This is a genomic window from Paenactinomyces guangxiensis (genome assembly GCF_016055185.1).
Taxonomy (GTDB): domain Bacteria; phylum Bacillota; class Bacilli; order Thermoactinomycetales; family Thermoactinomycetaceae; genus Paenactinomyces; species Paenactinomyces guangxiensis.
Window position 1 is genome coordinate 42,131 of the sequence record NZ_JAECVR010000025.1, and the last position, 6,718, is coordinate 48,848.

The 6,718-nt window shown below is 44.9% G+C and carries 6 protein-coding genes and 2 pseudogenes; 5 read left to right on the plus strand and 3 right to left on the minus strand.

Annotation, left to right across the window (positions count from 1 at the left end):
- The first annotated feature begins 60 nt into the window (after nucleotides 1–60).
- The 4 genes from thrC to ilvE all read left to right on the plus strand — a co-directional run bounded on the left by thrC (nucleotide 61) and on the right by ilvE (nucleotide 4,286).
- Entirely contained in the window at nucleotides 61–1,137 is a 1,077-nt protein-coding gene (thrC, locus tag I8U27_RS17855) for a threonine synthase (protein WP_181754352.1), read from the plus strand.
- The gene (thrB, locus tag I8U27_RS17860) at nucleotides 1,094–2,083 is read left to right on the plus strand and encodes a homoserine kinase (protein WP_181754354.1); all 990 of its coding nucleotides are present in this window, start codon (nucleotides 1,094–1,096) and stop codon (nucleotides 2,081–2,083) included. The genes thrC and thrB overlap by 44 nt, the downstream gene beginning before the upstream one ends.
- Nucleotides 2,080–2,961: a prephenate dehydratase gene (gene pheA / locus I8U27_RS17865; RefSeq protein WP_181754356.1), complete on the plus strand. Its 882-nt coding sequence runs from the start codon at nucleotides 2,080–2,082 to the stop codon at nucleotides 2,959–2,961. The genes thrB and pheA overlap by 4 nt, the downstream gene beginning before the upstream one ends.
- Nucleotides 2,962–3,380: 419 nt before the next feature.
- Nucleotides 3,381–4,286 carry a branched-chain-amino-acid transaminase gene (gene ilvE, locus I8U27_RS17870; protein ID WP_181754358.1) on the plus strand — a complete coding sequence of 302 codons (906 nt, stop codon included), beginning with the start codon at nucleotides 3,381–3,383 and terminating at the stop codon, nucleotides 4,284–4,286.
- Between the two features lie 485 nt (nucleotides 4,287–4,771).
- Here the strand turns inward: ilvE and I8U27_RS17875 are convergent.
- Nucleotides 4,772–5,161, minus strand: a pseudogene (locus tag I8U27_RS17875) (ArsR/SmtB family transcription factor).
- Between the two features lie 166 nt (nucleotides 5,162–5,327).
- On the opposite strand from I8U27_RS17875, the gene I8U27_RS17880 reads away from it, so the two are divergent.
- Nucleotides 5,328–5,600 (plus strand): hypothetical protein, encoded by a 273-nt coding sequence (locus I8U27_RS17880; protein WP_181754360.1) that lies wholly within the window; start codon nucleotides 5,328–5,330, stop codon nucleotides 5,598–5,600.
- A gap of 143 nt (nucleotides 5,601–5,743) precedes the next feature.
- Here I8U27_RS17880 and I8U27_RS17885 read toward each other — a convergent pair whose 3' ends face one another.
- Both I8U27_RS17885 and I8U27_RS21440 read right to left on the minus strand, forming a co-directional pair.
- Nucleotides 5,744–6,397, minus strand: a complete 654-nt coding sequence (locus tag I8U27_RS17885; protein WP_181754362.1) for an SdpI family protein — start codon at nucleotides 6,395–6,397, stop codon at nucleotides 5,744–5,746.
- Nucleotides 6,394–6,522 (minus strand): annotated as a pseudogene (locus I8U27_RS21440) (transcriptional regulator); the annotation flags it as partial. The gene I8U27_RS17885 and the pseudogene I8U27_RS21440, both read right to left, overlap by 4 nt.
- Between the last annotated feature and the right edge of the window lie 196 nt (nucleotides 6,523–6,718).

Below are 6,718 nucleotides of genomic sequence, written 5' to 3' on the forward strand. Positions count from 1 at the left end.
TACTTTTTCTTGGAATGTTTTTCAACGGAGATATGTACATTAAAGGAGAGAAAAACCAGGATGAGACAAGGGATTTTGGAGAAATATCGTTACTTTTTGCCGATTACGGACCAAACGCCTTCTCTTACCCTCTATGAGGGGGAAACACCGCTGCTCCGGGCGGAAAAGTTATCAGAGGAGCTTGGTGCAGATTTGTATTTAAAGTGGGAGGGGGCCAATCCTACCGGTTCATTTAAAGACCGGGGAATGGTTCTCGCTATTGCCAAAGCGAAAGAGGATGGAAGCGAGGCTGTAATGTGCGCCTCGACAGGAAACACCTCCGCTTCTGCCGCCGCTTATGCCGCAAAGCTGGGAATGAAGTGTTATGTCGTAGTGCCGCACCAGCATATAGCCCTGGGAAAAATGTCGCAGGCTGTCATGTATGGCGCCGAGGTGTTATCAATTCAGGGAAACTTTGACCAGGCGCTGGCAATGGTACGGGAAATTACGGACCAGTATCCAATCACACTGGTCAACTCAGTCAACCCCTATCGGATTGAGGGGCAGAAAACAGCCGCCTTTGAAGTGTGCCAGCAATTGGGGGAGGCTCCGGACATTTTGGCGATTCCAGTTGGCAATGCCGGCAATATTTCAGCCTATTGGAAGGGATTTGTCGAGTTTAAAGAAAAGGGCCACAGTCACAAGCTTCCCCGGATGTGGGGCTTTGAAGCGGAAGGGGCGGCGGCGATCGTCAGAGGGGAACCTGTCCTGCAACCGGAAACAGTTGCCACGGCTATTCGCATCGGAAATCCGGCCAGCTGGAAAACGGCCGTACAGGCGGCGGAGGAGTCCAACGGCGCGATTGATAGTGTCACCGATGAAGAAATTTTGGCTGCGTACAGTAAGCTGGCCCGATTGGAAGGGATCTTCTGTGAACCGGCTTCGGCCGCATCGGTCGCAGGGGTGATCAAAATGCGGGCCCTGGGGAATTTGGACAAAGGTGCCAGAGTGGTTTGTGTGTTAACAGGAAACGGGCTTAAGGACCCAAATGCTGCACTGGCTCATGTGGAGGTAAAACCAAAAGTGATCCCCTGTGATAAGCAGGCGATCTTAGATGTCATTAAGAGAGAAGAAGGTTTATGCCATGCAGGCAAGTGACAGGTGTTTTGAAGTAGTTGTCCCTTGCAGTACAGCCAACCTGGGCCCCGGTTTTGACTCCATCGGCATGGCGCTCAATCGGTTTTTGCGGTTGAAATATTCACCTTCCCCCCAATTGAAAATCGAACTATTGGGTGATCACTTGGCCGGTATTTCTCCAGGTGAAGATAATTTAATCGTGCAAGTGATGAAAAAAGCCTTTTCAAAACAAAGCGTGTCTCTGCCGCCTTTTCATCTGGCTGTAGAAAGTGAGATTCCTTTGACCAGGGGATTGGGAAGCAGTGCAGCAGCAATCGTGGGTGGATTGGCAGCAGCAAATCATCTGTTAGGTGAGCCCTGGGATAAAAAGGAACTGTTGCAGATCGCGATGGAATGGGAAGGGCACCCGGATAATATCGGTGCTTCGCTGTACGGAGGGGTTGTGATCGGCTCCTGGGACGGGCGGGAAGTTGATCTGGTTCAGTGTGAACCGCCGGATCTGCCGATTGTGGCAGTCATACCTGTGAACCCCCTTTCGACTCGGATGGCACGCGAGGTGTTACCAGATCTCTATCCCCGCCGCGAAGCGATTCTTTCCAGCAGTCGTGCAAATCTATTGGTAGCTGCCCTGCTGACCCGCCGATGGGATTTGCTGCAAACAGCGATGAAAGATAGTTTTCACCAACCTTATCGTGAAGCACTGGTGCCGGGTTTAAAAGAGGTGCTGAAAGAAGCGCATCACCACGGAGCCCTGGGGGTTGCCCTGAGCGGTGCAGGCCCGACCATCCTTTCATTTACTTTTGAACAAGAGAGAATCAAAGCATATTTCCGGGAAAAGATGAAAGAGCTTGCTCTCCCGGCGGAAGTTGTTGAATTAAGAGCCAGTCGGGAAGGGGCGATTATCCAATTGACACCCGGAGCAAATCGTAGTAAAGTCTTGGGAAACATAAAAGGAGTCAGAGTATGATCGAAACAGTTGCCTATTTAGGACCCCAGGGAACATTTACCCACGAAGCGGCGATGACGCTGTTTCCGGAGCCGGCGACAGAGCTGGTTGCCTATCCGTCCATTCCCGATGTATTGACCGCAGTGGATCGCGGAGTATCAGATATTGCCGTTGTCCCGGTAGAAAATGCGATTGAGGGCTCGGTAAATTCAACCTTGGATTGGCTTGTTCACCATGTTGATGTACCTATTATCGGTGAGTTAGTCTATCCCATAACCCATTGCCTGCTTGTCCACCCCCTTCAGGCGAAATGCGAGAAAGCGGAGTTTACCCGGATCTATTCCCACCCGCAGGCGATCGCCCAGTGCCAGCTATATCTGCGCAAAGAGCATCCGGGGGCGGAACTGGTATACACAGAAAGCACTGCAAAAGCAGCCGAAATCATTCACAAAAATCCGGATCACCCCTGGCTGGCAATTGGAACCGGCCGCGCCGCTGAACTAAATGAACTTTATATATTGAAAAAAGAAATACAGGACCATCCGAATAACTATACTCGTTTCATTGCTGCCGGGAAACAGAAGAAGGTGTGGAATCAGTCGACCGATCTGTTTAAAACAAGTTTGCAAGTGACACTTCCCTCCGATTATCCCGGTGCTTTATATCAGGTATTGGCCGCTTTTTCCTGGCGTAAGATCAACTTGTGCCATATCGAGTCCCGACCAACCAAAACAGGGCTGGGAAATTACTATTTTCTGATCGATACGGAATTCCCGGATGAACACGTGCTGATGCAAGGAGCTGTGGCTGAGATTGAAGCTCTGGGCTGTCAGGTTCGCATACTGGGTTCCTATCCCTGTTTTAACAAAAAAAGAATGAAAACAGTGATTGAAAGATAGGATGTTACAAATTACCAGCTGGGATAAATACAAAAATATATCAAAATGATTGACAATCATACATCAGAACTTTATAATACTCTAAACAAAGTTTTCTAAATGATGTTTTTAATCAGAAGGATACCTAGGGTTCCGTCCCTCTTTTTCCCGCAGAGGGAGTCTGGTCCGAGTGGTATCAGCACTGGGCACAGTGTACACCGTGGGGATAAAAGCCTCTTGCGGCAGGTTCTGATGATTGGGTCAACCTGCGCATGGAGGCTTTTTAACATATTAAAAAAGGAGGTGTAAACTGTTACTTAAAACATGGAAAAGAGTTCACAATGATCAAACGACCCACAGCCATTACAGCGGCGGGTCAGATGGATGCAGAAAACTCTTGAATTGGCATTTGTCTATGTTTTAAGTAGCAGTGGTTTACGATGGGGCACAATGAACGTTGGATTTTTATGAATGGTAAATATGTTCGTAAGGAAGAAGCAACCGTTTCTGTTTTTGACCACGGTTTTTTGTACGGAGACGGTGTATTTGAAGGGATTCGCGTATATGATGGGAATGTATTCCGTTTGCGGGAGCATGTCCAACGCTTGTACGACTCTGCTAAATCAATTTTGCTAAATATTCCGTATTCTCAGGAAGAGATGGAACAGGCGGTAGTTGAAGCTGTCCGCAAAAACGGCCTTCGTGATGCTTACATACGTCTGGTGGTATCCAGGGGGGTCGGGGATTTATCGCTTAATCCAAATAGTTGTGTAGAGCCCAATGTTATCATCATCGTCGATCAGGTGAAACTGTTTGACAAAGAACTGTTTGACAAGGGAATCAAAATTATTACTGTCCCCACAAGAAGAAATGTCCCTGATGCGTTAGACCCTAAAATCAAATCGTTAAACTATCTGAACAACATTTTGGTCCGCATTGAAGCAAACCGCGCCGGGGCCGCAGAAGCTTTGATGTTAAACTCTGACGGATATGTAGCAGAAGGTTCGGGTGATAATATCTTTATTGTCAAAAATGGAAAGCTTCTTACTCCGCCCGGATATGTTGGTGCATTGGAAGGAATTACCCGGCAGGCAATCATCGAACTGGCTGAAAAACTTGGTTATGACGTGAGAGAGGAACCTTTTACCCGCCATGATGTATATGTCGCCACCGAGGTATTTTTAACCGGAACAGCAGCAGAAGTGATCCCGGTCGTGGAAGTGGACGGACGCAGCATTGCCAATGGAACACCGGGACCGATCAGCAAACACTTAATGCAAGAGTTCCACAAGCTGGTGAAAGTGGATGGAGCCAAAGTATATAATGATGAACCTGCAGCAGTGTAAGTTCGGCTTCAGTACCTGTTGAAAAGAAAAGCCCTGCAGTTGGCTTTTACTACTAAGGCAAAACACTCTGGATCTTTCTATAGGGAAAGTCTAGAGTGTTTTTTGTTGCATGATCAATTCAAAAATAGTGTAAATATCTTTTTATTTAAAATAAAAAATCCTTGTAATATACTTTCTTCTAGGTTTTTGAGGATACAAAGAGAGGGTGGGGAATCGTGACAGAGAAAAACGAGCCATATGCCGGATTTGAAAAGAAGCCGGGTGTCTCCGGGTTTTGCGGTTAAAACAAAAACACACTCTGATTGGCCAGCGGGGTAATCCGGAGTGTGTTTTTGCTAATGAAGTAATGGTTCGGACTTGGATATTGGCAAGTTCTCTTTCGCGTGCATTTTGAAACCAGTGATTGTTTGCGATTGGATCATAAATAGGGGCCAACCATCGGTAATTTCTTATATTTCGTTTATTTTTCATTATCCTGCTCCTTTTCAACCAGGGACCGGCTCTTTAGCAGACGCATACTGTTTGCGATCAATTGTTTGGATTAATTGTTGGATCTTATCGTCTTGCAAAGAATAAAACATTAATTTTCCTTCTTTACGGCTTTTGGCAATCCCCATCTTCCGCAAAAAGCGAAGGTGATGGGAGGCAGTCGCCACTGTTGAACCGATGATCCGGGCCACATCACAAACACATTATTCCGTCTCCAGCGTCAAAGCAAAAACGATTTTTAAGCGGGTATCATCCGCAAGAACTTTAAAAATCCGGGAAATTCCTTCCATTTCATGTATTCGATGCTGCAATTTTTGTACTTTCGCCTCGTTGTTACAAAAGACTTCACAAGTATCTGCTGTTTCTCGTTTCGGTTGATCAGACATGATTTTTTTCCTCACTTTATTCAAATATTCTTTTGAATAAAGTAGTACACACCGGATAATCTTGCAATATTCAAATGTATATTAGAATATAAACCGGTATAAATAAGTAGGGACTTCCTAATTGGGCGGGACAATCAGGTCAATATTCATATAATGGAGAAGAACCATGAAAGGGGTGACACCATTGTATTATTACGGATATAGAACATCATATCCGGATTACTATTCATATCCGGCAACCATCACGCGTGAACAAAAAGAAGACTATATGAAGCAGATGAAGGAAATGATGGAGAAGCACATGCGCATGACGGAAGAGATAAAACACATGATTGGAAAACATATGCGCATGACGGAAGAGATGAAACGGATCGGGGAACATATGGACCAACGGTTAAAGAGAATGGAAAGTGCCAGGCGCGACCCCTGTGATCCCTGAGAATCAGCAATTCCTCCTCAAGAAAAATGAGCATCCTCGCAATCTCAATAAAAAAAGGGTGTCGGTATGAACCGATAACCCTTTTTGCTTCTATGGATGAAACATAACCAAGAGGATGATGCTTGAGACTGTCTAAATTTCTTTTACTTTCCTGAAGTTTCATTTTTCCTGTATACAACGTATGAGTATGCAAACGTAAAAATCACTCCTGTGATAAGCACAATGAGAGGAACCAGAAATGATGAGGCCCCTTTTAACCAAAGGGATAAAAGAAATGATAAACCTGTGATAATAAACACATATCCGCCCGCTTTATGAGTTTTTCTCCAGGAAATCTCTGAAGTGAGTGTCCATGGAGTGCGAATTCCGATAAAAAAGTTGGTACGAAGTTGTCCCATAAAGTTGCCGAGGGTGATAAAAAGAAGTGCTATTGCCAGTTTTATAATGACAGCCATGTCTATATTGTACCCGGAGGCTGACAGAATGGTTGTAACCGCACTTACAGACAGGAAGGTAACGATTACGAATTTAAAGATGGAATATGGTTTTGCATGTTTTCTATAAGACTCTTTTCGGGGATCAAATTTGGGCGAAGCTCTCATTAACAACCAAATGACTAAGGGCAAACAGGCGAGCAACAGAGTCATGCTTTTAGAGCCGTAATGATCTGCCGTTCCATATATGTTCCAATGCAACGGTACTTTTGGAGGTAATTGAGGATAAAAATATAAACTGATTAAAATGGTTGCGATGGCTGCAATGAAGGAAAGACAGGAATATACGTTTGTCTTCTTCATTGGGATTCTCCCCCATTCTTCAAGTTCAATAACCATAAATAAATATCTTGAAAAGCAGTTGTGTTTAGAGAGTAAAGAACAAATTGACCTTTTTTTTCAGCAATGATGAGGTTGGCATTTTTAAGAAGAGTATGTAATTAATTTTGTGTAAATGGTAATAATTTCCTGCAAGGAGTTGACCATTTATGCAAAATGCTCGAACAAAATTGGCTCAAGAGATAGCCAAAAATTGTAAGACGGTAGAAGAAGTTCATAACACGTTAAAGGATCTCTTTGGAAAAACGCTACAAGAGGTCCTTGAGGCTGAGATGACGGACCATC

Bases quoted from the DNA above. Each gene is read 5' to 3' on its own strand.
- thrB (WP_181754354.1), top strand. From the start codon at position 1,094: ATGTCATTAAGAGAGAAGAAGGTTTATGCCATGCAGGCAAGTGACAGG.
- ilvE (WP_181754358.1), top strand. From the start codon at position 3,381: ATGGGGCACAATGAACGTTGGATTTTTATGAATGGTAAATATGTTCGT.
- I8U27_RS17880 (WP_181754360.1), top strand. From the start codon at position 5,328: ATGAAAGGGGTGACACCATTGTATTATTACGGATATAGAACATCATAT.
- I8U27_RS17885 (WP_181754362.1), bottom strand. From the start codon at position 6,397: ATGAAGAAGACAAACGTATATTCCTGTCTTTCCTTCATTGCAGCCATC.
- pheA (WP_181754356.1), top strand. From the start codon at position 2,080: ATGATCGAAACAGTTGCCTATTTAGGACCCCAGGGAACATTTACCCAC.
- thrC (WP_181754352.1), top strand. From the start codon at position 61: ATGAGACAAGGGATTTTGGAGAAATATCGTTACTTTTTGCCGATTACG.